The sequence below is a fragment of the Corynebacterium halotolerans genome, assembly GCF_050107895.1.
In the GTDB taxonomy this organism is placed as follows: Bacteria; Actinomycetota; Actinomycetes; order Mycobacteriales; family Mycobacteriaceae; genus Corynebacterium; species Corynebacterium halotolerans_B.
On sequence record NZ_JBNILW010000011.1, the window covers coordinates 15,251 to 41,494 of the forward strand.

Genomic DNA, 26,244 nt, shown 5'->3' on the forward strand with positions numbered 1-26,244 from the left:
GTGACCGGGTGACACGAAGCGGTGTAATCAGTCAGCGGGACGGTGCAGCCGGAGTCACGGGACGGGTTTATTTCCGTGCCAGCGGTACCTCAGCAGCGGGCGTACAGTGCCGCTGTGGTCCCCACAGTGGCCTCATCGCCACGAGCGGGTTACATGTTATCAGTGTCGGCGATAAGCCCGCTCCACCTCGTGGAATGCCGGTGAGGTTGAGTAGGGGGAGTGGGAGGGCACGCTGACGTGCTCCAATGCCTCGGGAGAATGCCCGCTGAGAGTCGTCCCCATGTTTCCTGTGTGTTCCGTGGTGCGAAAGTGATGGCTATGTCATAATGTGACGGCGCGATGGTGTCACCTGGACCGCGGGTGATGTGGCCCGTGCCTTCCTGCTTCATGTAACGGTGTTCCTGTGAACGGCGTTAAAACAGCTGTGGGAGACGCCCGGTTCCGCTGGCTTATGGCACGGTTTCCGTGGCACGGTTCTTGAATTTTCCCGGTTCCGGCCCTGAGGCACCGCGAATCTCCCTGTACGCCAGCAACTCACGAAGGAAGTAGTCCCATGAACACGATCGTCGAGCAGATCATCCTCTTCATCAACGAGCACCTGGGTGCCGCGATCCACCTCGGTTCCTCCACGTCCTCCCAGATCGCCTACACCTTGGGTTCCTTCTAGAGACGCCCTGGAGTTCGCGGAGGGGTCCACTCCCGAACCAGAGCCCGCTGGCCCATCCGGGCGGCGGTGACAGCGCTCCTTTGCCGGGGCGGCTGGCATGCCTGCGCACGTCAGTCCCGGCGAAGGGGCGCCTCTTGCGTTGGGGGAGGTGAGCGGTCCCGGCACCCGGCATGATCCGGCGGGGCCGCTCCGGCTGACGGCGCTGTGCCGGGAGGTGGGGCGGGACGGGTGAGCTGCCGGAGTGCCTGCCGTGGGGTCTCGCCTGCGGCTATCCAGAGCGCCACGGAAATTCAGCGCGGAATCGGATGCTTTCTACGACAATGGGACACCAATTACGTATCCTTGTCAGTGTGAGTGAACATTATGATGTAGTAGTCCTCGGCGCCGGCCCCGGCGGGTACGTCGCCGCCATCCGTGCGTCCCAGCTCGGCAAAAAGGTTGCGGTCGTGGAGAAGCAGTACTGGGGCGGCGTCTGCCTCAATGTCGGCTGCATTCCCTCCAAGGCGCTGCTGAAGAACGCCGAGGTGGCCCACACCTTCAACCATGAGGCCAAGACCTTCGGTATCTCCGGCGACGTCTCCTTCGACTTCGGGGCCGCGCACAAGCGTTCCCGGAAGGTGTCCTCCGGCATCGTCAAGGGCGTCCATTACCTGATGAAGAAGAACAACATCACCGAGATCAACGGTCTCGGTGAGTTCAAGGACGCGAAGACCATTGAGGTCACCGACGGTGATGACAAGGGCAAGACCATCACCTTCGACGACGTCATCATCGCCACCGGCTCCGTGGTCAAGACGCTGCCGGGCGTGGAACTCTCCGAGAACGTCGTCTCCTACGAGGAGCAGATCCTCGACGGTGAGCTCCCGGCGAAGATGGTCATTGTCGGTGGCGGTGCCATCGGCATGGAGTTCGCCTACGTGCTGGCCAACTACGGCGTGGACATCACCATCGTCGAGTTCATGGACCGCGTGCTCCCGAATGAGGAGGCGGAGATCTCCAAGGTCATCGCCAAGGAGTACAAGAAGCTCGGCGTCAAGCTGCTGACCGGCACCAAGACCACCGCCGTGCGCGACAACGGCGACAACGTCGAAGTCGACATCGAGTCCAAGGACGGCTCCAAGCCCGAGACCCTGACCGTGGACCGCGTCCTGGTCTCCGTCGGCTTCGCGCCGCGCGTCGAGGGCTTCGGCCTGGAGAACACCGGCGTCAAGCTCACCGAGCGCGGCGCCATCGACATTGACGAGCGCATGCGCACCAACGTCGACGGCATCTACGCCATCGGTGATGTCACCGCGAAGCTGCAGCTGGCCCATGTGGCCGAGGCGCAGGGCGTCGTCGCCGCCGAGACGATCGCCGACGCCGAGACCCAGGAGCTGGGTGACTACCAGATGATGCCGCGCGCGACCTTCTGTAACCCGCAGGTCGCCTCCTTCGGTTACACCGAGGCCGCCGCCCGCGAGAAGTTCGAGGGCCGGGAGATCAAGGTCGCCTCCTTCCCGTTCAGCGCCAACGGCAAGGCCGCCGGACTGGGTGAAACCGCCGGTTTCGCCAAGATCATCGCCGATGCCGAATTCGGTGAGATCCTCGGTGCCCACCTGGTCGGGGCGAACGTCTCCGAGATGCTCGCCGAGCTGACTCTGGCCGAGCGTTTCGATCTGACCGCCGAGGAGATCGGGCGCAACGTCCACATCCACCCGACGATGTCCGAGGCCATCAAGGAAGCCGCCCACGGCATCGCGGGCCACATGATCAACCTCTAGCGCAGTCAGCTGCCTCGTCCCCGGCGCCGTCCCGCACCTCTCCCGCGGGACGGCGCCTTTCACTACCCGCTCGGTTTCGGGTGCGTGGCGACGCTGCGGCGACAGCGCCGCGCCTGTTCTCTGCCCGGGCGGGGGCAGGGCAGTACCCCCAAAATGCTGACTGGGAGGGACAGACCGTAATCTTCCCGGAGAAGAGACCGTGGCACTGCGCTTTCTGTCAGACGCAGACCGGACCATGGTACGAGTAGCAGGAGGTAGCGACCTTCAGTGGCCATCGTGGGCATCCTCGCCGATGACGGAATCGCCACCCGTCTGACCAGGCGAATTCTCGAGGACATCCTCAGCATCGACGACCTCAGTGAGCTCGATGCGGACCCGCATGCAGAGGCCGGGGATCCCCGCATCCTGTCCGGCGTTGACTCTGCCGGCCGCCGCCTGGAGCTGCGCACGGGCTCCGTGCCGATGGATGAGGTGGGCAATCTCCGGCTGTCGGAAACCGGCGAGGCCATCCTCACCCGCTATGGCTGGGAGGGCTTCATCTACGTCACGGACCTCCCCATGACCGCGGAAAAACATCCGGTGGCCAGTCAGCGTGCTGATGACGCCCGGGCGGTGCTGGTGTCCCTCCCGGCCTTCGGGGCGCTCCGCATGCGGCACCGGCTGCAGAAGGAACTGCAGCGGCTGGTGAATTCCGGGGTGCTGCGGGAAGGTGGCCCGGAGGGAATCGGACTCGGCGTGGTCGGCCCGAAACGACGTCCCCGGCGTACGCGCACCTTTACCGGTTTCGGCTCTGTGCTGATCCTGCTGGCCGGCATGGTGCGGTGCAATCAACCCGGTGCCCTGCTGCCTGCGCTGTCCGGCTGCCTGGCGGCCATCGGTGCCACCGGCGGGTTCGGCATCTTCTACGGCTCGGTGTGGCAGATGGCCAACGCGGTTTCAGCTCCCCGGCAACTGCTGATCAGTGTATTCGCGATTGTGGTCCTGACCTTCTGGCTGATCTTTCACAACGGGCTCTGGCACCGGGGCCGGACTTGGCGGGCCAGCCTCGATAATGCCGCGACCGTGGTGACGGTATCGGTCAACACGGTGCTGATCTACCTGGCGGCTATTCTGCTGATGCTGGTGCTGACCTTCGTGGTGGTGCCGGACTCCTACATGGCCACCCAGCTCGGGCGGGACGTGACCTGGCACGCCTATGGCGCGATCGCCTGGTTCACCGCCTCGCTCGGCACCATGGGTGGCGCGCTGGGGTCGAATTTCGACAAGGAGGTCCAGATCCAGTCGGCCACCTACAGCCTGCGCGACTACAAGCGCCGGCAGCGGTCCGGCTACTACGACGACTGAGGTCTACCGCGGGGCGGGTTCCCTCACTCAGTAGGGCGCGACGGTGGAGGCGTGGGCGTCGATTGAGACCGGCTCATGCACCTGTGGGAAGGCGCGCTGGGCACAGTTCTGCCGGGAACAGACGCGGCAGCCGGCGCCGATCGGAGTGGCCTGGGAGAGGTCGCTCATGTCGAAGCCGCGGGCGTAGACGGTCCGGTCAGCGTGGCGGGCCTCGCACCCCAATCCGATGGAGAACAGTTTTCCGGTTTCGCCGAACTTGCCCCGGTGATGCTGCACCGTGCGAGCGATCCACAGGTAGTTACGGCCGTCCGGCATCTGGGCCAACTGCCGGACGATGGTGCCTGGGTTGGTGAAGGTCTCGTAGATCGCCCACAGGGGACAGGTGCCGCCCGAACTCGTGAAGTGCAGACCGGTGGCGGACTGACGTTTCGACATGTTGCCCGCCCGGTCCACACGGACGAAAGTGAACGGTATGCCCCGCAGGTTGGGGCGCTGCAGGGTGGAGAGTCGGCTGGCGACGGTCTCATAGCCGACCCCGAAGACCTGGCAGAGATGTTCGACGTCGTAGCCGGACTTCTCAGCCTCAGCGTGGAAGGTGCGGTACGGCATCATCACCGCGGCCGCGAAATAGCTGGCCACTCCACGCCGGGCGAGCTGCCGGGAGGCCTCTGACGTGAAGTTCTCGGATTCCACCAGGGATTCCAGGATCGGCGAACACTCCAGGTACGCCAGCTCCTGAGCCATGCGGAAGGCGCGTTGACCGAGGGTCAGCTGCACTCCCAGCCAGAGCTCCCGGGTCTCCGGGTTGAACCGGTGCAGGGTGCCCTCGTTGCTGGTGCGGGTCTCCACCTTCACCCCATGCTCCACCTGGAGTCGGCGGGCCAGGGCGTCCTCGGTGGCGCGGACGTCGAAGGGGGCCACGCCGAGCTGATGGGCGATATCCTCAGCGGTCAGGTCGAGCTCATCGAGGTAGTTCTTGCGGGCATAGAAGAAGTCGCGGACCTCTTCGTGCGGCATGGACAGCGCCTGAGCCGCAGCACTGCCCTCGGCGACAGGGGAGGAGCGACGGGTGTCGGTGGCGATGGAGAGCTTGTCGCGGACATTGCTGTAGCGACGGTGCATGTCCACCATGGCCCGGGCGATCACCGGGTGGTTGTAGACCAGCTCGGACAGCTCCTGCAGTTCTACGGGAGACTGGTTGATCTCCTGGTCCAGCACGACATCCTGGACCTCCGCGAGCAACCTGGAGTCATCATCGCGGGAGAAGAACGTCGCGTCCACCCCGAAGGCCTCGGTGATCCGCAGCAGAACCGGCACCGTCAGCGGCCGGACATCGTGCTCGATCTGGTTCACATAACTAGCTGAAAGCCCGAGTGTGGCGGCCAACGACGCCTGACTCAGGTCGCGCTCCCTACGCAGCTGACGCAGTCGTGAACCCACATATGTCTTTCCCATGGCGCTAGAGTAGCGCGATTAACCCCGCAGCGTCACAACTTTCACACTTAAGTTGCACAAAATTAGCAAATCGCGGCCCCCTGCGGACGCGTTCCGGTGGCGGGAATCTTTTCCCCGGGCATTGCCCCGGCTTTACTGGGGCGTTGAGGGGGCTGGGTCGGGGCCCCGATGGAGTGGAGTTCCCGAAATCTGGGAAATCAAACTATCGATTGATTCCGAACGGGGGCCAGTCGGGGGTTCCGCTGGTGCTCGTGAGCAAATTCACAGATTTTAGAAACCGCCGTTGTCGTCATTAATCCGGAGCGCGCGTGACGTGTGCTTGTCTCTTTTCGGACTTGGGCAATTAAAGGTAAGGCTGCCCTAAAAAATCCTCAAAAGGGGGTGTGAACTGGGGCGGTGCAACTCTGCTGAGATGCTGCTGAGTAGTTTGTTTCGGTGGCCACCACGTAAGGTAATGGCGACACTGGAGGTGCCATGACTGTAAAAAACGCAGACCGTGATGCGATCGCTCACGGCAAAATCACTGAGCGGCCGCTACGCGAGCGGCCGAAATTCCCGACCTGGGCGCTGAAGCTGACCATGGCCATCACCGGCCTCATCTTCGGTCTGTACGTCCTGGTCCACATGATCGGAAACCTGAAGGTTTTCGCCGCCCCCTACGCTGACGGCGGCCACCCGCTGAACACCTACGGTGAGTGGCTGCGGACGCTGGGTGACCCCATCATTCCGCGCGAGGGCGCGCTGTGGATCTTCCGCATCGTGCTGCTGGTTGCCCTTGTGCTCCACGTCTACGGTGCATTCGCCCTGAACAAGCGGGCCAGCGAGTCCCGCGGTAAGTTCCGCCGCACCAACCTGGTCGGAGGGATGAACTCCTTCTCCACCCGCACGATGCTGGTTTCCGGCATCATTCTGCTGGCGTTCATCATCTTCCACATCCTGGACCTGACCATCGGCGTCGCCCCGGCCGCCGCTGACGTGTTCCAGCACGGTGAGATCTACGCCAACCTGGTGGCCAGCTTCTCCCGCTGGTGGGTTGCCGCGTTCTACATCATCGCCATGGTCGTGCTCTTCTTCCACCTCTCGCACGGCATCTGGCTCGCCGTCAGTGACCTGGGGATCACCGGTCACCGCTGGCGCGCGATCCTGCTGGTCGTCGCCTACGCTGTTCCGGCCATTGTCATGATCGGCAACATCGCTATCCCGCTCTCAGTCCTGTTCGGCTGGGTCGGTTAAACAGGGGAATAAGGAAAACATGAGCACAAACAACGAAACTGTGAGCCGCCAGGAGTTCCGGCAGCCCGCCTCCTCGGTTGCCGGCGTGTCCCTGGGCAACGTTCTGGGTGCCAACGAACCGGTTGGCGTTCCCTCCAAGGACATGTGGCAGTACAACAAGGACCACATGAACCTGGTCTCGCCCCTGAACCGCCGCAAGTTCCAGGTTCTGATCGTCGGCACCGGTCTGTCCGGCGGCGCCGCAGCGGCGGCCCTCGGTGAGCTGGGTTATGACGTCAAGGTCTTCACCTACCACGATGCCCCGCGTCGCGCGCACTCCATCGCCGCCCAGGGTGGCGTGAACTCCGCCCGCGGCAAGAAGGTGGACAACGACTCCGCCTACCGCCACGTCAAGGACACCGTGAAGGGCGGCGACTACCGTGGCCGCGAGTCCGACTGCTGGCGCCTGGCCATCGAGTCCGCCCGCGTCATCGACCACATGAACGCCATCGGCGCTCCCTTCGCCCGGGAGTACGGCGGCACCCTGGCCACCCGTTCCTTCGGTGGTGTGCAGGTCTCGCGTACCTACTACACCCGTGGCCAGACGGGTCAGCAGCTCCAGCTGTCGACCGCTTCGGCGCTGCAGCGTCAGATCCACCTCGGTTCCGTGGAGATCTTCACCCACAACGAGATGGTCGACCTGATCGTCACCGAGGAAGAGGGCAGGAAGCGCTGCCAGGGCCTCGTCATGCGCAACCTCATCAACGGTGAGCTGACCGCCCACACCGGCCATGCGGTCGTCCTGGCCACCGGTGGTTACGGCAACGTGTACCACATGTCCACGCTGGCCAAGAATTCCAACGCGAGCGCCATCATGCGCGCGTACGAGCAGGGCGCGTACTTCGCCTCCCCGGCCTTCATCCAGTTCCACCCGACCGGCCTGCCGGTCAACGCGACCTGGCAGTCCAAGACCATCCTGATGTCGGAGTCGCTGCGTAACGACGGCCGCATCTGGTCCCCGAAGGAGAAGGGCGACCAGCGCGACCCGAACAGCATCCCGGAGGATGAGCGCGACTACTTCCTGGAGCGCCGCTACCCGGCCTTCGGCAACCTGGTCCCGCGTGACGTCGCCTCCCGTGCGATCTCCCAGCAGATCAACGCCGGTTACGGCATCGGCCCGCTGGAGAACTCCGCCTACCTGGACTTCAAGGACGCCATGGAGCGGCTCGGCGTGGACACCATCCGCGAGCGCTACTCGAACCTCTTCCAGATGTACGAGGAGGCCATCGGCGAGGACCCCTACGCCTCCCCGATGCGCATCGCCCCGACCGTCCACTTCACCATGGGCGGCCTGTGGACCGACTTCAACGAGATGACCTCCATCGACGGCCTCTTCGCCGCCGGTGAGGCCTCCTGGACCTACCACGGTGCGAACCGTCTGGGCGCCAACTCGCTGCTGTCCGCCTCGGTCGACGGCTGGTTCACCCTGCCGTTCACCGTGCCGAACTACCTGGCCAACTACCTCAACGAGCCGGCGCTGGCAGCGGACGCTCCGGCAGCCGTCGAGGCCGTCGAGCGCGCCCAGACCCGTCTGGACCGCCTGATGAACATCAAGGGCGAGGATCCGCACGGTGCGGACTACTACCACCGCAAGCTCGGTGACATCCTCTACTTCGCCTGTGGCGTGTCCCGTAACGTCAAGGATCTGACCCAGGCCATCGAGGACATCCGTGCACTGCGCGCCGACTTCTGGGCCAACGTCCAGATCCCGGGCGACCAGCTCGAGATGAACCAGGCTCTGGAGTATGCCGCCCGTGTGGCCGACTACATCGACCTCGGCGAGCTGATGTGCGTCGACGCCCTGGACCGCGACGAGTCCTGCGGCGCCCACTTCCGCGATGACCACCTCTCCGAAGATGGCGAGGCCGAGCGTGACGATGAGAACTGGTGCTTCGTCTCCGCCTGGGAGCCGGCGGGTGAGAACAAGTTCATCCGGCACGCCGAGCCCCTGTACTTCGAATCGATTCCGCTGCAGACAAGGAACTACAAGTAATGAAGCTGACACTTGAGATCTGGCGTCAGGAAGGACCGAACCACGCGGGTCAGTTCGAGACCGTCGAGGTCCCGGACGCCGTCGCGCAGATGTCCATCCTGGAGCTGCTCGACCACGTCAACAACCGTCTGATTGAGGAGAACAAGGAACCCTTCGCGTTCGCCTCGGACTGCCGTGAGGGCATCTGCGGCACCTGCGGTCTGGTCGTCAACGGCCGACCGCACGGCGCCGGCGAGAACACCCCGGCCTGCCAGCAGCGTCTGGTCAACTACAACGATGGTGATCACCTGAAGATCGAGCCGTTCCGTTCGGCCGCTTTCCCGGTCATCAAGGACATGGTCGTCGACCGTTCCTCCCTGGACCGCGTCATGCAGCAGGGTGGCTATGTCTCGATCAACGCCGGTACCGCCCCCGACGCCGATACCCTGCACACCAACCACCAGCAGGCGGAGCTCGCCCTCGACCACGCCGCCTGCATCGGTTGCGGTGCCTGCGTGGCCGCCTGCCCGAATGGTGCGGCCCACCTGTTCACCGGCGCCAAGCTGGTGCACCTGAAGCTCTCCCCGCTGGGGCAGGAGGAGCGCGGCAAGCGTGCCCGCCAGATGATCGACGAGATGGAGACCAACTTCGGTCCCTGCTCGCTCTACGGTGAGTGCGCCGACGTGTGCCCGGCCGGCATTCCGCTGACCGCGGTCTCCGCCATCAACAAGGAGCGGGCTCGTGCAGCTTTCTCCGCCAAGGATCACTAAGCTAGAGCTTGGCTGATTGAAAAAGACGAAAGCGAGTCAAGGTTATGTCCGCTGATTCCTCCCCAACGCCCAAGCACGAGGTTGAGACCTTCCCGGCTTATGAGGGCCGGATGCACTACATCGAGGGCTACACCCCGGTGAGCCTCGGCGCCCCGCACTCCTCGCTGGAGCGTACCGCGACCTGGGCCGGAATGGGCTTCTTGCTGGTCGGACTGGTCGGCATCGGCATGGTTCTCTACGGCCTGGCCACCTCCCTCTGGGGAGGTGACGAGAACTCCAACTTCTTCATGATCGCCGGTGCGATTGTCGCCGTCGTGATCTGCGGTGGAGGTCTCATCCTGATCAACCGTGGTCGCCAGCACTACAAGAAGTACCGCCGCGAGACCGGCCGGAGCCACTAACCGGATCTCCGCTCGACACACTCCGTCCCCGCAACCGCGCGGGGCGGAGTGTTTCTCGTTCCCCGACTTTCCCCGGTTAGGCTGGCGGACATGCACCGTCGCAGCCGGATCCTCGTCATCTGTCTCATCTGCCTCATCACCGCCATCACCGCCTGGCGGTTGTTCGAGGCCGGCTTCGCCACTCTCTGACGCCCGTGGGGCGGGGAGCGGTCATAATGGGGAGCATGGCTAAACATCGTGTGGAGGAGCCGGAGCGCCCTCACCCCGGGTCAGTGCCCCGCGCCGACGCCGCCCCTGCCGCCGCCGCTGTCGAGGGTGGCGTTGGCGAGGGCGTCGCCAGGCGGGTGGACACCCTGCCGGGACCCGACCCCGCCGTCGAGGCGGAGCGCCGCCGGACCCTGCGCAACCACAAGGCATTTGTCACCGGTCTGCTGGTGGTGGCCGCCGTCATCTTCCTGTGGTGCAGCTGGTACTCCAGTCAGCCCGGCCAGACCCCGGGGTGGGTCGGTTACGTGAGGGCCGCCGCCGAGGCCGGCATGATCGGTGGTCTGGCGGACTGGTTTGCGGTCACCGCGCTCTTCCGGTACCCGATGGGGCTGAAGATCCCGCACACCGCGATCATCCCCCGGAAGAAGGATCAGCTGGGCGGGGCGCTGTCCAGCTTCGTCGGCGAGAATTTCCTCAATGCGGAGCTCATCACGGAGAAGGTCGGCCGCGCCCGGATCCCGGAGCGGGCAGGGGAGTGGCTGGCGGTCCCGGAGAACGCCGCCAAGGTGTCCCGGGAGGCCGGTAAACTGACCGCCAATGCGGTGGCGGCACTGGATCCGAAGGATGCGGAAGCGGTCATCAACGCCGCCGTGATCGACAAGCTGGCGGAACCGGAGTGGGGGCCGCCCGCCGGACGAATGCTGCAGCAGCTGATCGAGGACGGTAAGACCGAGCCGGTGGTCGACGGTGTGGTCCGTTGGCTCCACGGCAAGGCGCTGGAATCGGAGGAGATGATCGTCAACCTGGTGGACTCCCGGAAACCGGCGTGGGCGCCGAAATTCGTGAACAACCTGATCGGCGAGCGGGTGTACAAGGAGCTGATCAAGTTCACCGCTGACGTCTCCTCTGACCCGGACCATGAGGCACGCAGGTCCATCCGGCGCTTCCTGGAGGATCTGGCGCGGGATCTGCAGGAGGACCCGGAGATGATCGAGCGGGTCGAGGGTTGGAAGCAGGACCTGATGAACTCCCGTTCGGTCCAGTCCGCGGCGGGCACGATCTGGGCCACCACCTCAGCCTCGCTGATTGAGGCCGCCCGAGACCCGGAGTCCCTGCTGCGCCAGAAGGTCACCGAGCTCTGCATTACCTGGGGCACCCGGATCACCACTGATGAACAGTTGCGTTCCTCCCTGGACCGCCGCATCACCGGTGCCGCCGCGTTCCTCGCGAACAACTACTCCGGAGAGGTCACCGCCATCATCTCGGAGACCGTCGAGCGCTGGGACGCCAGGGAAGCCAGTGAGAAGATCGAGCTGATGGTGGGCAAGGATCTCCAGTTCATCCGGCTCAACGGCACCATTGTCGGTGCGCTGGCGGGGCTGGTCATCTATACCGTGTCGCAACTGCTCTTCGGCACCTAAACTGGGAGGGAGCAGACCCCGACATATTTCGTCCAGCACCGGACCGGCCGCGACCCTGCGCCGCCGCAACCGGCGCTTCTCCTGAAAGGCACATCATGACCTCGGACAACACCACCGGAAACAACAAGGACTCCTTCCTCGACAACCTGCGGGAGGCAGGACAGGCGTGGGTCGACGCCGGTTCCCGCCTGGGCGATGTGGTCAGTGATTTCGCCGGACGCTTCAAGGACGGCACCGGGGCGGAACACAGCTCCGGGGCGCACGCGAAGCCGGATCCGGTCACCGAGGAGAAGTCGACCACGGGGCGCTTCCGGGCGGCCGCAAGGGAAGCCTCGGATCGGCTGGGAAGCGTCCGCAACACCGATGACCTCAAGCACGCCACGGGTAATTTCGCCGCGCACGCCGAGGACATCATCCGGGATGTCGCGGGCAACGTGCGCCGGGCCGCCAGCGAGACCAGGGACAGCGACGCCGCGACGGAGGCCCGCTCCGCCCTGTCTACCGCTATCGGCTCCGTCCGGGACTCCTTCGACGAGGCGGTGGACAGTGTCCAGGAGCGGCGTCGCAACACCGGTGACACCAGCGCTGATGCGGATTCCATGATCGCCGATCTGCGCACCCGGCTCGATGACCTGATCTCCCGGGCAGGCTCTCTGGCCCGGAACGATGATGAACCGGCTGCAGCCGATGCGGGTTCTGGCACTGATCCGGATATCATTGACGGAGAACTGATTTCCGAAGATAAACCGGGGGACCGGGACGACAATGAAAAGGACAACTAGTTCAGGATGATCGCCTTTGAGATCCTGCAGGCCTATGCTCTCATCGAGCGCCTTCCTTATTTCCTCGTTGCCATAGCCGGCGTCATCGGCGCGATTCTGGCGGCGACCACGCGGGATGACGCCTATACCGCCGGAGACCGGCAGAACAAGTGGATCTGGGTGGGACTCGTGGCCGGCTCCGCCCTCGTGGTCACGCTGCCCATCCCGATCCTGCCCTGGGCGGCGATGGTGATCATCGGTCTCTACTGGTTTGATGTCCGTCCGCAGCTGCGCAACATCATCAGCAACTCCGGCGGCTGGTGAGCCGTGCTGGATCGGGTCTACCTGGGAATGCTGGGACTCGAAGTCGCCGCAGCTGATGTGAGGCGCGCGCTACAGTCCGCCCGGCAGCAGGGGATCGCCGGCATCGCCGTACCGCCTTCGCTGCTGGGGGCCGCCGAGGGGGCGGAGGTGAACGTCACCACGTTGGCCGGATTCCCGACCGGTAAGCACCACACCCTGGTCAAGGCCGCCGAGGCCCGGCTCGCCGTGCAATTCGGGGTGGCCGAGGTGGGCGTGGTGGTGGATCCGGTCATCGCCCGCAATGACACCAACGCCCTCCTGGCGGAACTGGTGGCGATCCGGGAGGCAGTACCTCATCCGGCCGGCCTCGCCGTGGTGATCGAGGCGGCCCTGCTTGACGACGCCCAGCTCGCCGCCTTCGCGCACACCGTCCGGGTCGCCGGTGCCGACCGCATCATCGTCGGCACCGGTTACCACCACCTGGGTGGCGCCGACCCCGCAGACGTAGCCGTGCTCGCCACCGTAGGCGCGGGCCATCCGCTGGGCCTGGGTGCCATGGCCGAGTCGGCGGCGGACACGGAGGAACTCCTGGCGGCCGGTGCGGACCGGGTGATTGTCCCGGATCTAACCGGGTTGCCGGGAGTGGACGGGAAAGTAACGGCAGTTCCGTAGTCTGCCCACGCACAGCACCGGCCGGCACCGCATCCCGGATGACGGGATAGACGGTGCCGGCCGGTGCTGTGAGAGGGCCGGGAACCCGGTGAAGCCCCCGGTCAGATGCCCGACTGGGAGGCCACCTCCCCCAGGGGCACGTTCTCACCGCGGATGGTGACCTCGACCGCGCCGTCGACGACGTCGAACGCGGTGATCTCCAGGTCGCCGGTGGCGTCCTGGACGCCCTGTTCCAGGGCGGAGGTGATGGCACCGGTGACCTGCTCCGGAAGGTCCATGCCGAAAAGCTCGGCACCGATGACCTGGAAGGTCAGCCCGCCGTTCGAGAGCACCGGTTCCAGGGAAAGGATGGCGGCGCCGCCGGTGAATTCAATGTCGAGGGCGTTGTTCGCCGGATCGGTGGTGACGTTGGTGACCTGGACCAGCTGCTGCAGGATCGCGGCACCGAAACCGGTGTCCTGGCTGTCGCCGCTCTGACCGGCGGTCTCCCGCTGGATCATCGCGAGGATCATGTCCTCCGGAATCTGAGTGGTGGTGACCATCGTCTGCGCGACCGGGTTGTCCGGGTCCGAGATGTCCAGGGACTCCAGGTTCACGGTCGCCGCCGGAGCTCCCTCGATCTCCGGGACGGAGTTCTCGCCGTCCGGATAGTTGATCTCGAGGGTGGAAGGTGTGCTCATCTCCACCTGGGAGATGCTGCTGCCGAGCAGTCCGAAGAGCAGCGGGGTTGCGCCGAAGGAGATCTCGGGGTCTTCTTCCACAGTGATGCCCTGCTCCTGTACCTGCTGGTCAAAGCTATCGCGCACCTGCTGGCCCACGAACCAGCGCAATCCGATCTCGGCGACGATCAGCAAGACCAGGAGGGCGACGAGGATGCCCACCAGAATCCGCCAGAATTTAGAACCTGTTGATTTAGCCACGCTCACCAGTGTCCCTTATGAAGGGGCTCCGGTGCCATACTGAACCGGTATTGTCAGCAGATTCTCACTTCGCGGGTGGCCCCGTCGGAGCCGGGGCGTCGCGCGGCGTCGACACGCGTGCACGGCGGTGCCACTGCGGCGGCGAGACGCGGCTGCCGTAGCTTTCGCCTGATCCCGGCCGCTGACGGCAGGGTCGTCGGAGGAGGAAACTACAGGTTTTCCGCGATCCACTTCTCGGTGAGCTCGCCCTCATTGTTGAACAGGTCGCCCAGCGCGTCGCCGACCTTCGGCTCGATGGCGGGGCCCATGAACGGGATGTTCACGGAAACCTCGTTGTCGTAGGACAGGGTGGTGCTGGCATCGTCGCCGGCGAGGGCGATCTCGCCCTTGAAGTCCACCGGGGTGCCCTTGACATCGGCGGTGTAGGTGACGTCTGCCTTGCCGTCGGCCAGCGGGCCGACGTTGACCACGCGCTTGACCTTGAGCGCCTGGGAGATCATGGCGCGGACGGCCTCCGGCAGGATCTCCAGCGGCAGGACCTCGAAGAGGGTGGCTTCGGCGCCGCCGTCCTTCTCCTCGAAGCTGTTGAGCTCGCCCGGTTCCGGGCTCAGGGTTGCTGCGATGTGGGTCCAGTAATCGGCCGAGGTCAGTGCACGGTGCACTTTTTCGGCGGGCTGGTTGATGGTGACGGTGTTCTCGCTACGGGTTGCCATGATTGACAGACTACCGTTATGGCTGTGTCTAACTCATCCCGGACCCCAGATCTCGCCCGGCGACTTTCCGAGATCGCCGACACCACCATCGACGCCCAGGTGTCTTTCCGTGACCTGACCACCCTGCGCCTGGGGGGAAGCCCCCGGTTCGCGGTGCGCTGCGCCACCCCGGCGGCGGTGATCGCGGCGGTGCGCCTGCTCGACGCCGAGGGAGTGGAATCACTGGTCGTGGCAGGGGGCTCCAACCTGGTTGTCGCAGACGGGGACCTCGACGTCGTCGCGGTGATCATCGACTGCGATGATGTGGCTGTCGATGTCGCGACCGGATTGGTGCGTGCGGAGGCCGGCGCCGTGTGGGACGAGGTGGTCGCCCTGAGCGTGATGTCCGGCCTGGGGGGCGTCGAGTGCCTGTCCGGCATCCCCGGTTCAGCCGGGGCGACCCCCGTGCAGAATGTGGGCGCCTACGGGGCCGAGATCGCGGACGTACTCACCCGCGTGCGCCTCTACGAACGGGGTACCGGGCTGGATCGGTGGGTGCCGGTCGGTGACCTGGATCTGGCCTACCGCTACTCCAACCTGAAGTTCACCGGCCGGGCCGTCGTCCTGGAGATCGAACTACAGTTGCGTACCGACGGCCAGTCCGCGCCGCTGCGTTTCGGCCAGCTGGCCCGCGGCCTCGGCATCACCGACCCCGGACAACGGCGTCCCGCAGGCCAGGTCCGCGACGAGGTCCTACGGCTGCGCCGGGGCAAGGGCATGGTGCTCGACCCGGCCGACCACGACACCTGGTCCGCCGGCTCCTTCTTCACTAATCCGGTTGTCCCGGACCCGCTCGCCGACGCCGTCCAGGCCAAGGCAGCCGAGATCCGCGGCGAAGAAGACGCGGCGGCCATGCCACGCTTCGCCGCCACGGAGGGCCGATCCAAACTATCCGCCGCATGGCTGATCGACCGGGCCGGTTTCAACCGCGGCTATCCCGGCCCGGGCGCGCCGGTGAGCCTGTCCACGAAGCACACCCTCGCCCTGACCAACCGGGGCGCGGCGGACACTGCAGATCTGGTGGAGCTGGCCCGCACCCTCCGCGACGGTGTATACGCCACCTTCGGCGTTGAGCTGGTGCCGGAGCCGGTCTGGGTGGGGGTGTCGATCGACCAGTAGTGCTCTGTGAAGAGTGTTGCCGCGGGCGCGGCGGGCAGTGCTCTCCGGAGAAAGTTTCTTTCCGGCATCTGGACGCCAGTGGAGTTGTCGTCGAACCTGCTCCATCCCGCAATGGGGCTCTCCCCCCCCTGGGACGCGGGGAGACGTCGGCCCGATGGCCCCGTGAAAAAGAGTCCGGAAAAAGGCCACGTCATTTCCGGACATCTACGGCATCTTAAAGATATTCACAGATGATTCACAGAGAGGTCGTTCGTCCGCATGCGTTCGCTCCGCCCGTTCTTCGCTTTTCCCCTGGTGCTGACCACCACCGCAGCCCTCACCGCATGCACCAGCTTTGGCGGTGGCGCGAGGGGGTCCTCCGATGTCGCTGAAACCGTCGCCGGAGCGGGTACCGGGAGCCCGGCGCAGCAGCCGGTGGCCGATGCACCTGTCCCGACTGGAATCACGCCCCCTCCCGGGAACACGATCACTAAAGCGTACTCGGACATCCTGGACAACTCGGGGAAGTACTCCTTCACCGGGGGCGCGGACTACTCCCTCAATGGCGAATATGAGTATGCCCTGGTGGAAATGAGCGGGGATGATTCCCCGGAACTGCTGGTCAAGGCGCTGACCACCGACCACATCGACCCGATCCGCGTATTCAGCACCACCGCTGACGGCGCGCTCGTCGCACCCGGTGGCACCCTGGTTAGTGGCGCCGCAGGGGCGGGCGGCTACCGCGCCGGAGTCAGTGCCGCGCCCGAGGGTGACCGCATCTTCCAGACGGAATGGCACTCCCTCCGCCCCGAGGTCTCCGTCAGGGGATTTCTCCTTGAGGGAGGCGAGCTGGTGCCCAATGGTGAGACATGGGAGGACGATCAGGTGGCCCCGTCCGGCGACCTGGTCAGTATTGCGTTCCATCCGCTCCACGATCGACAGCCGATCGAGGCCACGGAGCCGGGCGCCGGCGCGGTGGACACAGGCGGTGGGGGACAAGGCGGCCGCGGTGTTCCCGGCCCCTCTCCGACTCTTGCTTCTGCGGAAGGGAACACGGTCACAGGCACCGTCCGGGTGTTGACCGCGCCGGAGCTGGCCGAGTTCCAGGGTCTGGACCAGACCCCCAACGGGGAGGACTCCTCGTACCGTTTTGCCGTGTTCATCCTCGATTCTCCGGCGGCGTTCAGCGCGAAGTCCTCCGGCAACGCCGGGGCCATGCAGGAGCGGGAGGCGGCGATGGTCCTGCTCGGAGCACAGACCCCGCACACCTCCGGTGCCACGGGCTTCGACCTGAAGGATCAGCACCTCACCCTGTCATTCGATCAGAACGGCTGCTGGTTTCCCTCGGATGCGTCGCTGCCGCTCGGTCAGCCCCGCTGCGGGGGTTTCACCCCGCGGTGACGGCTCCCCTCATCGGTGGGGCCGGCCCCACCCGGGCCCGCCTGCGGACGACGCCGCCCGCTCCGCCGGATCAACCGGGGAAGCGGGCGGCGTCGCGGTTCAGATGGGCGGGGCGACCGTCTCCGGTTACTTCCGCTTCTCCAGCAGCTCCAGGAGATCGGCCTGCACCTCGCGGCGGCGGATCTTGCCCATCTGGTCCCGGGAGAGTTCCTCGAAGTGGTAGAAGGTGCGCGGCACCTTGTAACGGGTCAGCCGTTCCCGGGCGAACTCCTTCAGTCCCTCCGGATCGAGTGCCGCTCCCTCGTTGAGGGTCACGCACGCCACCACGGATTCGGAACCGTCCTCGCGCGGCACCCCGACCACCGCCAGGTCCTCGATGTCCGGGTGCTCCCGCAGGGCTTCCTCGACTTCAGCGGGGTAGACGTTGAAGCCACCGGTGATGATGACCTCCTTGATCCGGGCCACCAGGCGGATGAAACCGTCCGTCTCCATCACGCCGACGTCTCCGGTGCGGTACCAGTCACCGTGGAAGCTCTTCTCGGTGGCCTCGGGCTGATTGAGGTATCCGTGGAACACCTGCGGGCCGCGGGCCAGGATCTCGCCCTCCTCACCGTCGGGCATGGTCTCATCCAGGTTCTCCGGGTTCGCCACGCGGATCTCGGTGTCGGGGAAGGGGATGCCCACGTATCCCGGGCGACGGTCGGTGTTCATGGGGTTACCCACGATGATCGGCGAGCACTCGGTGAGGCCGTAGCCCTCCACCAGCAGGCCCCCGGTGAAGCGCTCCCAGCGTTCCACCGTGGACACCGGCAACGTGGAGGCCCCTGAGAAGGAGTTGCGGATGCCGGAGATGTCGATGTTGTCGCGTTCTGCGGCGTCCACGACCTTCTCGTAGATCGCCGGCACACCCGGTAGCCAGGTCGGGGTGTTCTTCTTCATCACGCCCATGATCAGATCGATCCGGGGCGTGGGCAGCAGAATCATTTCTGCGCCGATGTAGACGCCCAGCGTGCCCACCATCGTCATGCCGTAGGCGTGAAACAGCGGCAGGGCCGCCAGCATCTTCTCGTCCTGCTCGCCCAGACCGGGCACCCAGGCCTTGCCCTGCATCATGTTGGCGAAGAGGTTGCCGTGCGAGAGCTGGGCGCCCTTTGGTGCCCCGGTGGTCCCCGACGTGTAGAGGATCAGGGCGATGGTGTCCTCGGTGACGTCCGGATCCGAGTCGATGTCGGAGCCGTCTCCGCCGATCGCCGAACCGATCAACGCCTCCCACGGCACGGTGTTCGGGGCGGGCACGGACAGGGCCTCGCGCGATTTCCTGACCTTCGGGATCGGCAGCCGCAGGGCCAGCTGCTGGAACTTCGGCATTGCCTCGATCATGTTGACCGAGACGATGGTCTCCAGGGAGGTGCTGTCCCGCAGCTTCTCCAGGACCGGCGCCGCCTTGTCCCACACCAGGGCCACCCGGGCACCGTGATCCTTGAACGGCTCCTCCAGCTCGTGTGCGGTGTAGAGCGGGTTGTGCTCGACGACAGTGGCACCCAGCTTGAGTACCGCATAGAAGGCGGCGATGTGCTGCGGGCAGTTCGGCAGCATGACCGCCACGCGGTCGCCGGGGCGCACGCCGAAAGCCCGGAGCCCGGCGGCCACCCGACGGACCTGGCGGTCCAGCTCGCCGTAGCTCTGTGAACGGCCGAAGAAGTTGGTGGCCGGCTTGTCGGCGTTGAGCGCGAGGTTGTTGTCGTAGACGTCGAGCAGAGTGGTCTGGTCGTAGTCCAGGGAGTGCGGGGTCCAGTCCGGGTAGTACTGGAGCCAGGCCTTGGTCTCGAATGCCGACATGTCGCTTCCTTCACTGCTTCAAGTTACGCGGACGTAGCTTCTATTGTGTCTGTTTCTGACGTTCCGTGCCCGAGCCGGTCTGCTTCCCCGGGGCACGCCACCCGTGTGGCGGGGCAGTTTCCGGCTCAAGTATAACGTTGTGTGACAGGTACTCGTTCACCTTCCTTCCCCACCCTAGGTGCAGCAGTGGACATCGCGTGGCGGGCGGCGGCCGCTGTCCGTTGCCCCGCCCGGCCGGCTTGTGCGGGATAGAATGTCGGGCATGCGCATCGCCATGATCTCCATGCACACTTCCCCCTTGCAGCAGCCGGGGAGCGGCGACGCTGGAGGAATGAACGTCTATGTCCTGTCCACCGCCCGGAACCTGGCGCGGCAGGGCATTGAGGTGGACATCTTCACCCGCGCCATCCGGCCCAGCCAGGGCGATGTGGTCGCTGTCGAGAAGAACCTCAACGTGGTCAATATCGTCGCCGGCCCCTACGAAGGACTGGCGAAGGAGGAACTGCCCACCCAACTGGCCGCGTTCGCGGGCGGGATCCTGGAGTTCGCCCGGTGCGAGGGCAATGAATACGACCTCATCCACTCCCACTACTGGTTGTCCGGCCAGGTCGGCTGGCTGCTGCGGGACCTGTGGGAGGTCCCGCTGGTCCACACCGCACATACGCTGGCCGCAGTCAAGAACGCCTACCGCGGGGAAAACGACACTCCGGAGTCTGAGGCCCGTCGGATCTGTGAGCAGCAGCTGGTGGACAACGCCGACCTGCTGATCGTCAACACCCGCGAAGAGACCGCGGACCTGGTGCACCACTATGACGCGGACTCGGACAAGATCGTCGTGGTCGCGCCGGGAGCGGACACGGAGTTGTTTACCCCGGGTAATGACCGGGCGACGGAGCGCTCCCGCCGGCAGTTGGGCATCCCGTTGCACATGAAAGTGGTGGCGTTCGTGGGGAGACTGCAGGAGTTCAAGGGGCCGCAGGTACTGATCCGGGCCACCGCCGAACTGTTCCGGCGGGACCCGGACCGCAACCTGCGGGTACTGATCAGTGGCGGTCCTTCAGGCACCGACGCCACCCCGGAGAAATACCGGGAACTCGCCCGGGAACTGGGCGTGGAGCGGCGCATCCGTTTCCTGGATCCGCGCCCCCCGCAGGAGCTGGTCTCGCTTTACCAGGCCGCCGACATCGTCGCGGTGCCCAGCTACAACGAATCATTTGGTCTGGTGGCGATGGAGGCGCAGGCCACGGGAACGCCGGTCGTCGCCGCGCGGGTGGGGGGCCTGCCTGTCGCTGTGGCGGAGGGGGAAACGGGCCTGCTCGTGGAGGGGCACGACCCCGCTGACTGGGCCGACGCCCTGGCACAACTGCTCGATGACGATGACACGCGCATCCGGATGGGGGAGGACGCGGTGGCGCACGCGGCCAACTTCTCCTGGGCGGCCACCGCAGAAAAGCTCGCCTCGGTCTATTCGGAGGCGCTTGCCCTGGAACTGCCGGACTGCCATGCCCGCCGGGCGCAGGGCAGATGACCCCGGGGGTGGGGCTTCCGGACACCTAAAACGGCGTCAAACCGCGCATCAGGGGCAGCGAGGTGGCATGCTGGTCTCCATGAGTAACGGAAAACTGATTCTTCTGCGTCACGGGCAGAGTGAGTGGAACGCCTCCAACCAGTTCACGGGCTGGGTCGATGTCGATCTGACCGAGCAAGGGGAGGCCGAGGCCCGTCGCGGTGGGGAGCTGCTGGTCGAGGCCGGCGTTCTGCCGGAGGTCGCCTACACCTCGCTGCTGCGGCGTGCCATCCGTACCGCCAATATCTCCTTGGACAAGGCGGACCGCCACTGGATCCCGGTGATCCGCGATTGGCGGCTCAATGAGCGTCACTACGGCGCCCTGCAGGGCCTGAACAAGGCCGAGACCAAGGAGAAGTACGGCGATGAGCAGTACATGGCATGGCGTCGCTCCTACGGCACCCCGCCGCCCGAGCTGCCGGAAGACTCCGAGTACTCGCAGGCGCACGACGTCCGTTACGCCGACCTGGACGAGGTTCCCGCCACCGAGTGCCTGAAGGACGTCGTCGAGCGCTTCATCCCCTATTACACCGCGGAGATCGCGCCGCGCGCGCAGCGCGGCGAGACCGTGCTGATCGCGGCCCACGGCAACTCCCTGCGCGCCCTGGTCAAGCACCTGGACAACATCTCCGATGAAGAGATCGCGGGCCTGAATATTCCGACCGGTATTCCGCTGGTCTATGAGATCGACGCCGACGGCAACGTGGTCAACCCGGGCGGCACCTACCTGGACCCGGAGGCCGCCGCCGCCGGCGCTGCCGCGGTGGCCGCCCAGGGCGGGAAATAGCCCCCAGGTAACCAGGCCCGACCTTGTCCTTCGTACTCGCATTCATACTCGGTGTCATCGCCACCGCCCTCGCGGTGCCGGCGGGACTCTGGGTGAACAAGCGTATCCAGCGCTACCGCTCCACGGAGACGTTGACGAAGAATGAGGTCACCACCGTCAGTCAGGTGCTCCACCTGACCATCCAGGGTTCGCCGACCGGCATTGTCGTGCTGGACCGGAGCGGGGAAGTGGTGCTCTCCAACGCCCAGTCCCATGAGATGGGCATGGTGCACGAACGCACCCTGAACCCCGAGATCTGGCGCTTCGCCGCCGGGGTGTATGAGGACCAGGAGACCCGGGCCCTGGATCTGACCATGTCGCGTCGTCGGCCGGGCAGCCGGGTCACCGCCATCCAGGTCGTCGTCAAACCACTGACCCTGGTCGATGACCGCTTCATCATCGCCTACGGCACCGATGAATCCGAGAACGTGCGCATGGAGTCTGCCCGGCGCGACTTCGTGGCCAATGTCTCCCATGAGTTGAAGACCCCCGTCGGTGGCATGGCGCTGCTGGCGGAGGCTCTGATCGAATCCGTGGACGATCCGGAGCAGGTGCGTTATTTCGGGGGCCGGCTCCACAAGGAGGCGCACCGGATGGCGGACATGATCAACGAGCTGATCTCGTTGTCCAAGCTGCAGGGCGCGGAATCGCTGCCGGACATGGAACCGGTCCTGGTCGATGACGTGATCGATGAAGCGATCAGCCGGAACCAGCTGGCTGCGGACAACGCGGGCATTGAACTGACCAGGGGGAGTTCCCGTGGGGTCTACATCAACGGTGACAAATCGCTGTTGGTGACCGCCCTCTCGAACCTGATCAGCAATGCCATCAACTACTCGCCGCAGTCCGCTCCGGTGTCGGTCTCGCAGAAGATCGTCGACCATGACCTGGTGCTCATCCGGGTGACGGACCGTGGAATGGGCATCAACGAGGAAGATCAGAAGCGGGTTTTCGAACGTTTCTTCCGCGTGGACAAGGCCCGCTCCCGGCAAACCGGTGGCACCGGTCTCGGTTTGGCCATCGTGAAGCATGTTGTCGCGAACCATGGCGGTAACATCAAGTTGTGGTCACGTCCGGGAACCGGCTCGACATTCACCATCGAACTGCCGATCCATCATCCGGACGCCGAGTCGCAGTCACAGGGCGACGGGGACGATTTCCCGGTGAGGTCGCCGATCCGTAAGGCTGTATCGCGGGTAGCAACACGTCGAAAGGACAAAACATCATGACGACGATCTTGATTGTCGAAGATGAGGAATCGCTGGCAGATCCGTTGGCTTTCCTCCTCAAGAAGGAGGGTTTCGAGGTCATCATCGCGCATGACGGGCCGACGGCGCTTGTCGAGTTCGATAAGAACGACGTCGACATCGTGCTGCTCGATCTCATGCTGCCGGGCATGTCCGGCACCGACGTGTGCAAACAGTTGCGCACCACCTCGTCGGTTCCCGTCATCATGGTCACGGCCCGGGACTCGGAGATCGACAAGGTCGTGGGGTTGGAGCTCGGCGCGGATGACTACGTGACCAAGCCCTACTCCTCCCGCGAGCTGATCGCCCGGATCCGGGCGGTGCTGCGGCGCGGCGTGGAGACCGAGGGCGTCGTAGAGGAGGTCGAGGAGCAGGTGCTGCAGGGCGGCGGGGTGCGGGTGGACGTCGAACGGCACATCGTGACCGTCAACGGTGATCCGGTGCCGATGCCGCTGAAGGAGTTCGATCTGCTGGAGTACCTGCTGCGCAACTCCGGCCGCGTGCTCACCCGGGGGCAGCTGATCGACCGGATCTGGGGAGCGGATTATGTCGGGGACACCAAGACCCTGGATGTGCATGTCAAACGGCTGCGCTCGAAGATCGAGGCGGAGCCCTCCCGGCCGCGACACTTGGTGACGGTGCGCGGTCTGGGTTACAAGTTCGAGGAGTAGCCGCGGCGGGTGCCGCCGCTGCTTCCGCCATCCCGGGTGGCCGCCTGTTCCGCAGGCCGGCGCCCGGGATTCCGTTGTCCGGGGCCGGGGCCCCGCGGCGTCGTCACCGTTCGATGGCTTCCAGCGGTGGGGTCGCCGCCGCCCGCAGCGCGGGGGTCACGGAGGCGGCGGTGCCGATCACGATGGCGCCCAGCACCGTGAGCCCGATCTGGTACCAGGGGATCTCCGGGCTGGCCATACCCCGGGAGCCCAGCACGGCGACCACGGCCCAGCCCGTGAACGTGCCCACCGCGATCCCGAGTACGGCGCCGTGGATCGTGAGAATGAGTGATTCCACCTGGATCATCAGCCCCACCTTGGAGCGGCGGACGCCGACGGCGCGGAGGGTGCCGATCTCCCGGGTGCGCTCCGATACCGAGAGCAGCAGGGTGTTGATGATGCCCATCGCCGCGATCACCACCGCGAGTGCCAGCAGACCGTAGATGATGGTCAGCAGCTGGTCGATCTGGGTACCCAGTGAGCCGCCGAACTCATCCCGCGACTTGACCTGCACGACCAGCAGCTCGGCCATCACGTTGTTGAGATTCCGGCGCAGTTGCCGGTCGGGGACCGAACCGTCGGTGTTGAGGAACACCGCCAACCGGTCGAAGGAGCTTTCCCCGTCCACCAGCTGTTCGGCGAGGGAATAGTTGACCACCAGGTGTCCGAGGATCCCGACCTCGGTGTAGATGGCCTCCACCGGCACCTCCACCGCGGTGTCCGGGTTCCCCTGGTACGAGTTGATGGCCACCCGGTCCCCGACCTGCAACCCGGTCTGCTGCGCATAGGAGGCGGAGATCATGATGCCCGGCGCATTGTCCTCACTGGGAGCGCCGTCCCGGATGCCCAGGTCCAGGTACTGACTGAAGTCATCGTCGACCACGGTGGTCTGCGGGTTGTCCCAGGTTCCGGCCTGAAGCGGCGCCGTCATCAGGGTGCCGGCGGATTCCACACCGGTGGTCCACTCGGCCCGCTGCGTGGTCTCCGCGGGTAGCGTCAGGCCGGATCCGGCGAGGGAGCGCTGGCCGGCCAGACTGGAACCGCCGGGTCCCTCCAGGATGTAGGGGGCGGTGACCGTGGATTCGACCAGGCCGAAGATGCTGGCCTTCGTGGTGGTCCCGATGATGCCGACGGCGGAGACCAGGGCCACGGCCATGGCCAGCGCCAGGGCGGTGGTCGCCGAGCGCCGCGGATTCCGGGTGGTGTTGCGGCGGGCGAGCTTTCCGACGCCCCGGCCGGGCGCCGTCAGCACGATGCCGAGGGTGTTGCCGACGCCGGTGATCAGGCTGGGGCCGGCGGTGGCCATCGCCAGAAAGATCAGGACGGCACCCACCCCGATCCCCGCCAAGCGGTGGGATACGGTCAGCTCGGTGGTGTTGACGGCGTAGATCAATCCCGCCGCCAGCACGGAGATGACGCCCACCCCGCTGAGTAGCCCGGCCGCGAGCAGTCGTAGTCGACGGGGCCCGGAGGCGCGGGCGTCGGCCAGCTCCAGGGCGCTGACGGGCGGAAGACTGCCGGCGCGGCGGGCCGGGTCGAGAGCACTGAGCATCGTGGTGACCACTCCGAAGAGCAGTGGAATGACGACCGCCTCGGCGGGCAGGCTGAACTCCAGGGCGGCCAGTTCGCTGCCGGTGCCGGTCAGGAACTGCGCGAGGGCGGCGATCAGACCGATGGCCGCGATGATGCCGAGTACGGAACCGATCAGGCCGACTGTGGCCGCCTCCATGATGACGGAGAGCATGATCTGCCCGGTGGAGACGCCGATGCTGCGCAACAGGGCGAACTCGCGGGTGCGCTGGCCGACGATCATGGCGAAGGTGTTGGCGATGTTGAACGCGCCGACCAGCAGCGCGATCGCCCCGAAGATGACCAGGATGTAGCGGAGGAACTCCAGCTGCTGGGCGATCTGGCCGCCGGTGCGCTCGGCGATCTGTTCCGGTAGCAACGGCGTCAGTTCCGGGTGGTTGATGCCGATGTGGTTGCGGACCGTCATCGGGTCCACACCCGCCTGGACGGAGATCACCACCTGGGAGGCGTAGTCGTCCACCGTGAACAGCTCGAGGTAGCGTTCCGGGGTGAACATCACCCCCACCCACCCGGGCGGCTCCGAGTCCATCTCGTAGATGCCGGAGACCGCCAGCCGCAACCGGTCCGTGGGGGTCAGCACACCGATCGTGTCGCCCACGGAGATACCGGCGCGTTCGGCGGCGTCGGAGTTGATCATCACCTCGTCGGGGCCCGCCGGACGGCCACCGGTCAGCAGCTGGGGCACGTTGCCGACGGTCTGTTCCGCTGGATAGGCCGCGATCGGGTGCGCCCCGGAGGAACCGGTCTGCAGCGGTAGGTTATTCGGGTCGGTGACCACGATCCCGGACTCTCCGGCCATGCGGGTGCCGGTGGTCATGCCGGGACCGGATCCGACGACGTTGACCGCACGGACCTCCGCCATGCCGCGGATTTCGTCGATGACGGCGAAGGGCACACCCCGTGGGGAGGACTGACTGCCCACCAGACCTACATCAACGCCCTCGACACCGGTGTCCACCAGCGAATTCAGGGACTTCTCCAGGGAGTTGGTGAGCATCAGCGAACCGCTGATGAACGCCGTCGCCAGGAGGACGGACAGGACCGTCAGGGTCATCCGGCCCTTGTTGGCCGAGATGTTGCGCAGGGTGACCCGACGCATGGGGGAGCGCAACAGCGCCGCCGCCGGATGGGCGCGTCGTCGCTGCCGTCTGGGTGACACCGCCCGGTGTCGCCCGGCGCCGGACCTCCTGGGGTCTACGGCCACATGGGACTCCCGTCGCTCGGGGAAAGCGAAAATTACAACTTATCCTGTCGGAATGAACCTGTCATCCGCAATTAGAGGGAGTCGC

Annotated in this window: 21 protein-coding genes; 16 read left to right on the forward strand and 5 right to left on the reverse strand. The window is 65.7% G+C overall.

Translation table 11 applies throughout. The annotated features are described in order from the left end of the window. Nucleotides 1-1,017: 1,017 nt before the first annotated feature. Nucleotides 1,018-2,427: a dihydrolipoyl dehydrogenase gene (gene lpdA, locus ACQCVD_RS11190; protein ID WP_426823847.1), complete on the forward strand. Its 1,410-nt coding sequence runs from the start codon at nucleotides 1,018-1,020 to the stop codon at nucleotides 2,425-2,427. 267 nt (nucleotides 2,428-2,694) lie between these two features. Then, nucleotides 2,695-3,771 carry a hypothetical protein gene (locus tag ACQCVD_RS11195; protein ID WP_426823848.1) on the forward strand — a complete coding sequence of 359 codons (1,077 nt, stop codon included), beginning with the start codon at nucleotides 2,695-2,697 and terminating at the stop codon, nucleotides 3,769-3,771. A gap of 27 nt (nucleotides 3,772-3,798) precedes the next feature. On the opposite strand, the gene ramB is transcribed toward ACQCVD_RS11195, so the two are convergent. Further along, nucleotides 3,799-5,226 (reverse strand): acetate metabolism transcriptional regulator RamB, encoded by a 1,428-nt coding sequence (gene ramB, locus ACQCVD_RS11200; RefSeq protein WP_426823849.1) that lies wholly within the window; start codon nucleotides 5,224-5,226, stop codon nucleotides 3,799-3,801. A gap of 474 nt (nucleotides 5,227-5,700) precedes the next feature. On the opposite strand from ramB, the gene ACQCVD_RS11205 reads away from it, so the two are divergent. The 8 genes from ACQCVD_RS11205 (at nucleotide 5,701) to ACQCVD_RS11240 (ending at nucleotide 13,005) form a co-directional block, all read left to right on the forward strand. Then, the gene (locus tag ACQCVD_RS11205; protein WP_426823850.1) at nucleotides 5,701-6,459 is read left to right on the forward strand and encodes a succinate dehydrogenase cytochrome b subunit; all 759 of its coding nucleotides are present in this window, start codon (nucleotides 5,701-5,703) and stop codon (nucleotides 6,457-6,459) included. A 19-nt stretch (nucleotides 6,460-6,478) separates the two neighbouring features. Next, nucleotides 6,479-8,491 carry a fumarate reductase/succinate dehydrogenase flavoprotein subunit gene (locus tag ACQCVD_RS11210; RefSeq protein WP_426823851.1) on the forward strand — a complete coding sequence of 671 codons (2,013 nt, stop codon included), beginning with the start codon at nucleotides 6,479-6,481 and terminating at the stop codon, nucleotides 8,489-8,491. Then, nucleotides 8,491-9,240, forward strand: a complete 750-nt coding sequence (locus ACQCVD_RS11215; RefSeq protein ID WP_426823852.1) for a succinate dehydrogenase/fumarate reductase iron-sulfur subunit — start codon at nucleotides 8,491-8,493, stop codon at nucleotides 9,238-9,240. The genes ACQCVD_RS11210 and ACQCVD_RS11215 overlap by 1 nt, the downstream gene beginning before the upstream one ends. 44 nt (nucleotides 9,241-9,284) lie before the next feature. Continuing rightward, nucleotides 9,285-9,641: a hypothetical protein gene (locus ACQCVD_RS11220; protein WP_426823853.1), complete on the forward strand. Its 357-nt coding sequence runs from the start codon at nucleotides 9,285-9,287 to the stop codon at nucleotides 9,639-9,641. Nucleotides 9,642-9,865: 224 nt separating this feature from the next. Continuing rightward, on the forward strand, nucleotides 9,866-11,269 hold the full coding sequence (locus ACQCVD_RS11225; RefSeq protein WP_426823854.1) for a DUF445 domain-containing protein: 1,404 nt from the start codon (nucleotides 9,866-9,868) through the stop codon (nucleotides 11,267-11,269). Nucleotides 11,270-11,364: 95 nt separating this feature from the next. Then, nucleotides 11,365-12,051: a CGLAU_01105 family protein gene (locus ACQCVD_RS11230; RefSeq protein WP_426823855.1), complete on the forward strand. Its 687-nt coding sequence runs from the start codon at nucleotides 11,365-11,367 to the stop codon at nucleotides 12,049-12,051. Nucleotides 12,052-12,057: 6 nt separating this feature from the next. After that, nucleotides 12,058-12,354, forward strand: a complete 297-nt coding sequence (locus tag ACQCVD_RS11235) for a DUF2516 family protein (protein ID WP_426823856.1) — start codon at nucleotides 12,058-12,060, stop codon at nucleotides 12,352-12,354. 3 nt (nucleotides 12,355-12,357) lie between these two features. Next, complete coding sequence (locus ACQCVD_RS11240) at nucleotides 12,358-13,005, forward strand: 2-deoxyribose-5-phosphate aldolase (protein ID WP_426823857.1); 648 nt, start codon at nucleotides 12,358-12,360, stop codon at nucleotides 13,003-13,005. Nucleotides 13,006-13,106: 101 nt separating this feature from the next. Here ACQCVD_RS11240 and ACQCVD_RS11245 read toward each other — a convergent pair whose 3' ends face one another. Together ACQCVD_RS11245 and ACQCVD_RS11250 are read right to left on the reverse strand one after the other, a co-directional pair. After that, nucleotides 13,107-13,925: an LmeA family phospholipid-binding protein gene (locus ACQCVD_RS11245; RefSeq protein WP_426823858.1), complete on the reverse strand. Its 819-nt coding sequence runs from the start codon at nucleotides 13,923-13,925 to the stop codon at nucleotides 13,107-13,109. Between the two features lie 209 nt (nucleotides 13,926-14,134). Next, the gene (locus ACQCVD_RS11250) at nucleotides 14,135-14,638 is read right to left on the reverse strand and encodes a DUF2505 domain-containing protein (protein WP_426823859.1); all 504 of its coding nucleotides are present in this window, start codon (nucleotides 14,636-14,638) and stop codon (nucleotides 14,135-14,137) included. A 24-nt stretch (nucleotides 14,639-14,662) separates the two neighbouring features. Between ACQCVD_RS11250 and ACQCVD_RS11255 the strand changes: the two genes are divergently transcribed. Both ACQCVD_RS11255 and ACQCVD_RS11260 read left to right on the forward strand, forming a co-directional pair. Further along, on the forward strand, nucleotides 14,663-15,796 hold the full coding sequence (locus ACQCVD_RS11255) for a UDP-N-acetylmuramate dehydrogenase (RefSeq protein WP_426823860.1): 1,134 nt from the start codon (nucleotides 14,663-14,665) through the stop codon (nucleotides 15,794-15,796). Nucleotides 15,797-16,054: 258 nt separating this feature from the next. Next, nucleotides 16,055-17,176: a hypothetical protein gene (locus ACQCVD_RS11260; protein WP_426823861.1), complete on the forward strand. Its 1,122-nt coding sequence runs from the start codon at nucleotides 16,055-16,057 to the stop codon at nucleotides 17,174-17,176. 126 nt (nucleotides 17,177-17,302) lie between these two features. Here ACQCVD_RS11260 and ACQCVD_RS11265 read toward each other — a convergent pair whose 3' ends face one another. Then, nucleotides 17,303-19,015: a long-chain-fatty-acid--CoA ligase gene (locus ACQCVD_RS11265; protein WP_426823862.1), complete on the reverse strand. Its 1,713-nt coding sequence runs from the start codon at nucleotides 19,013-19,015 to the stop codon at nucleotides 17,303-17,305. Nucleotides 19,016-19,277: 262 nt separating this feature from the next. Here ACQCVD_RS11265 and mshA point away from each other — a divergent pair, with 262 nt between their 5' ends. The 4 genes from mshA to ACQCVD_RS11285 all read left to right on the forward strand — a co-directional run bounded on the left by mshA (nucleotide 19,278) and on the right by ACQCVD_RS11285 (nucleotide 23,326). After that, nucleotides 19,278-20,543, forward strand: coding sequence for a D-inositol-3-phosphate glycosyltransferase (gene mshA, locus ACQCVD_RS11270; RefSeq protein WP_426823863.1), 1,266 nt, complete (start codon nucleotides 19,278-19,280; stop codon nucleotides 20,541-20,543). 79 nt (nucleotides 20,544-20,622) lie between these two features. Next, complete coding sequence (locus ACQCVD_RS11275) at nucleotides 20,623-21,369, forward strand: phosphoglyceromutase (RefSeq protein ID WP_426823864.1); 747 nt, start codon at nucleotides 20,623-20,625, stop codon at nucleotides 21,367-21,369. Nucleotides 21,370-21,392: 23 nt separating this feature from the next. Beyond that, nucleotides 21,393-22,637, forward strand: a complete 1,245-nt coding sequence (locus ACQCVD_RS11280) for a sensor histidine kinase (RefSeq protein ID WP_426823865.1) — start codon at nucleotides 21,393-21,395, stop codon at nucleotides 22,635-22,637. Beyond that, nucleotides 22,634-23,326, forward strand: a complete 693-nt coding sequence (locus ACQCVD_RS11285) for a response regulator transcription factor (RefSeq protein ID WP_426823866.1) — start codon at nucleotides 22,634-22,636, stop codon at nucleotides 23,324-23,326. Before ACQCVD_RS11280 ends, ACQCVD_RS11285 begins: the two co-directional genes overlap by 4 nt. A gap of 103 nt (nucleotides 23,327-23,429) precedes the next feature. Here the strand turns inward: ACQCVD_RS11285 and ACQCVD_RS11290 are convergent, their stop codons facing one another. Beyond that, a complete protein-coding gene (locus ACQCVD_RS11290) occupies nucleotides 23,430-26,114 on the reverse strand; it encodes an ABC transporter permease (protein WP_426823867.1) in 2,685 nt (894 codons plus the stop codon). Nucleotides 26,115-26,244 lie beyond the last annotated feature (130 nt).

Bases quoted from the DNA above. Each gene is read 5' to 3' on its own strand.
- ramB (WP_426823849.1), bottom strand. From the start codon at position 5,226: ATGGGAAAGACATATGTGGGTTCACGACTGCGTCAGCTGCGTAGGGAG.
- ACQCVD_RS11205 (WP_426823850.1), top strand. From the start codon at position 5,701: ATGACTGTAAAAAACGCAGACCGTGATGCGATCGCTCACGGCAAAATC.
- ACQCVD_RS11210 (WP_426823851.1), top strand. From the start codon at position 6,479: ATGAGCACAAACAACGAAACTGTGAGCCGCCAGGAGTTCCGGCAGCCC.
- ACQCVD_RS11215 (WP_426823852.1), top strand. From the start codon at position 8,491: ATGAAGCTGACACTTGAGATCTGGCGTCAGGAAGGACCGAACCACGCG.
- ACQCVD_RS11220 (WP_426823853.1), top strand. From the start codon at position 9,285: ATGTCCGCTGATTCCTCCCCAACGCCCAAGCACGAGGTTGAGACCTTC.
- ACQCVD_RS11225 (WP_426823854.1), top strand. From the start codon at position 9,866: ATGGCTAAACATCGTGTGGAGGAGCCGGAGCGCCCTCACCCCGGGTCA.
- ACQCVD_RS11230 (WP_426823855.1), top strand. From the start codon at position 11,365: ATGACCTCGGACAACACCACCGGAAACAACAAGGACTCCTTCCTCGAC.
- ACQCVD_RS11235 (WP_426823856.1), top strand. From the start codon at position 12,058: ATGATCGCCTTTGAGATCCTGCAGGCCTATGCTCTCATCGAGCGCCTT.
- ACQCVD_RS11250 (WP_426823859.1), bottom strand. From the start codon at position 14,638: ATGGCAACCCGTAGCGAGAACACCGTCACCATCAACCAGCCCGCCGAA.
- ACQCVD_RS11260 (WP_426823861.1), top strand. From the start codon at position 16,055: ATGCGTTCGCTCCGCCCGTTCTTCGCTTTTCCCCTGGTGCTGACCACC.
- ACQCVD_RS11265 (WP_426823862.1), bottom strand. From the start codon at position 19,015: ATGTCGGCATTCGAGACCAAGGCCTGGCTCCAGTACTACCCGGACTGG.
- mshA (WP_426823863.1), top strand. From the start codon at position 19,278: ATGCGCATCGCCATGATCTCCATGCACACTTCCCCCTTGCAGCAGCCG.
- ACQCVD_RS11275 (WP_426823864.1), top strand. From the start codon at position 20,623: ATGAGTAACGGAAAACTGATTCTTCTGCGTCACGGGCAGAGTGAGTGG.
- ACQCVD_RS11285 (WP_426823866.1), top strand. From the start codon at position 22,634: ATGACGACGATCTTGATTGTCGAAGATGAGGAATCGCTGGCAGATCCG.